The organism is Klebsiella sp. HN106 (genome assembly GCF_051209435.1).
GTDB lineage: Bacteria > Pseudomonadota > Gammaproteobacteria > Enterobacterales > Enterobacteriaceae > Klebsiella > Klebsiella oxytoca.
Genome location: NZ_JBLURD010000151.1, coordinates 1 through 349 on the forward strand (window position 1 = coordinate 1; position 349 = coordinate 349).

The 349-nt window shown below is 62.2% G+C and carries 1 pseudogene; it reads left to right on the top strand.

Annotation, left to right across the window (positions count from 1 at the left end):
- A pseudogene (locus tag ACSIPU_RS30735) lies at nt 1-349 on the top strand (excinuclease ABC subunit UvrA); the annotation flags it as partial.

Genomic DNA, 349 nt, shown 5'->3' on the forward strand with positions numbered 1-349 from the left:
AATTCACGACTATCTGCGTCTGCTGTACGCCCGCGTCGGCGAACCGCGCTGTCCGGATCACGACGTGCCGCTGGCGGCGCAAACCGTCAGTCAGATGGTCGATAATGTCCTCGCCCAGCCGGAAGGCCTGCGCCTGATGCTGCTGGCGCCCATTATTAAAGAGCGCAAAGGCGAGCACACTAAAACCCTGGAAAACCTCGCCAGTCAGGGCTACATCCGCGCGCGGATCGACGGCGAGGTCTGCGATCTGTCGGATCCGCCGAAGCTGGAGCTGCAGAAGAAGCACACCATTGAGGTAGTCATCGACCGCTTCAAGGTGCGCGACGATCTGGCGCAGCGCCTGGCCGAG